Here is a 1908-nt window from a genome sequence, read left to right on the forward strand (position 1 = left end):
CCGGCACCCCGCAAGGCGACCGCGCGCAAGGCCACCGGCACCACCGCCGACGTGGCCAAGGCCGTCGCGCCGGCCAAGAAGTCCACCCGGGCCACCAAGGCGACGGTGGCCGCCGCGACCGGCGCCAAGCCGGCCAAGGCCACCGGCAAGGGCGAGGGCGCCGAGGGTGAGGTCGACCCCGAGGAACTCGCCGCCGAGATCGAGGACGTGGTGGTCGAGGAGCCGGCCGAGCTGACCCGGGCCGCCGAGGCCGACGCGGCGAGTTCGGCCACCGACAACGACTTCGAGTGGGACGACGAGGAGTCCGAGGCGCTCAAGCAGGCGCGCCGGGACGCCGAGCTGACGGCGTCGGCCGACTCCGTCCGGGCGTACCTCAAGCAGATCGGCAAGGTGCCGCTGCTCAACGCCGAGCAGGAGGTGGAGCTGGCCAAGCGGATCGAGGCCGGGCTCTACGCCGCCGAGCGACTGCGCGCCGCCGACGAGGGCGAGGAGAAGCTGGTCCGCGACATGCAGCGCGACCTGCTCTGGATCTCCCGCGACGGCGAGCGCGCCAAGAACCACCTGCTGGAGGCGAACCTCCGCCTGGTCGTCTCGCTCGCCAAGCGGTACACGGGCCGTGGCATGGCCTTCCTCGACCTCATCCAGGAAGGCAACCTCGGCCTCATCCGCGCCGTCGAGAAATTCGACTACACCAAGGGCTACAAGTTCTCCACCTACGCCACCTGGTGGATCCGCCAGGCCATCACCCGCGCCATGGCCGACCAGGCCCGCACCATCCGCATCCCGGTACACATGGTCGAAGTGATCAACAAGTTGGGCCGGATCCAGCGCGAGCTGCTCCAGGACCTGGGCCGTGAGCCCACTCCGGAGGAGCTGGCGAAGGAGATGGACATCACACCGGAGAAGGTGCTGGAGATCCAGCAGTACGCCCGGGAGCCGATCTCGCTCGACCAGACCATCGGCGACGAGGGCGACAGCCAGCTCGGTGACTTCATCGAGGACTCGGAGGCGGTCGTCGCGGTCGACGCGGTGTCCTTCTCGCTGCTCCAGGACCAGCTCCAGCAGGTGCTCCAGACGCTGTCCGAGCGGGAGGCGGGCGTCGTCCGCCTGCGCTTCGGCCTGACCGACGGCCAGCCGCGCACGCTGGACGAGATCGGGCAGGTCTACGGGGTGACCCGGGAGCGGATCCGGCAGATCGAGTCCAAGACGATGTCCAAGTTGCGGCACCCGTCGCGTTCCCAGGTACTCCGGGATTATCTCGACTGATCAGCACACGTCAACCGATCGTGTCGTTTTGATCACCAGGCGTCAACGCCGGATGGTGATCAGGTGGTTGCACGAATGTGATCGTTGACGTGGCACCCTGGGTGCACGGCACACTATCCGTGCCAGGTGTGACCTCGGTCCCCCGCGGGCACACAGGGAAGGCGAGGCCCTGCAAGGGTGTTGCACGATAGGTGACCAGACCGAAGAGAGTGTTCATCGGTGACGACCAGAGGAGGAAGGCGATGACCCCGACCCTCACGCCGCCGCCCGAGACGGTGAGCCCCCCGGCCGCCGATGAACGGTGCGACCGCTGCAATGCCGCCGGCAAGCTCCGGATCACCCTCTCGGGTGGCAGTGAGCTGGTGTTCTGTGGACACCACGCCAACAAGTACGCGGAAGATCTCGTGAAGATCACCGTACGGTTCGCGACGGATCCTGAGTTCACGTGGCGCGGCGCCGACCTGATGGCCAACTAGAACCCACGAGACACAGAGCCGGCCGGAGGCCCCACACGGGCCTCCGGCCGGCTCCGTCTCCCCGCCCCTCCCTCTCCCCGCCCGACCCGGGTGATCAAGAGATTTGGGCCACGATCGCCCGCTCACCCCGACGCAAACCTCTTGATCACCCGGGTCAGGCGGGGGC

The 1908-nt window shown here is 68.3% G+C and carries 2 protein-coding genes; both read left to right on the forward strand.

Annotation, left to right across the window (positions count from 1 at the left end; translation table 11 throughout):
* On the forward strand, positions 1-1266 hold a 1266-nt coding region (locus tag EYA84_RS31285), incomplete at its 5' end, for an RNA polymerase sigma factor (protein WP_131057787.1).
* Between the two features lie 242 nt (positions 1267-1508).
* Positions 1509-1742, forward strand: a complete 234-nt coding sequence (locus EYA84_RS31290) for a hypothetical protein (RefSeq protein WP_117226588.1) — start codon at positions 1509-1511, stop codon at positions 1740-1742.
* The last annotated feature ends 166 nt before the right edge of the window (positions 1743-1908 follow it).

This window comes from Verrucosispora sp. SN26_14.1, assembly GCF_004307965.1.
GTDB lineage: Bacteria > Actinomycetota > Actinomycetes > Mycobacteriales > Micromonosporaceae > Micromonospora.

Bases quoted from the DNA above. Each gene is read 5' to 3' on its own strand.
- EYA84_RS31290 (WP_117226588.1), top strand. From the start codon at position 1,509: ATGACCCCGACCCTCACGCCGCCGCCCGAGACGGTGAGCCCCCCGGCC.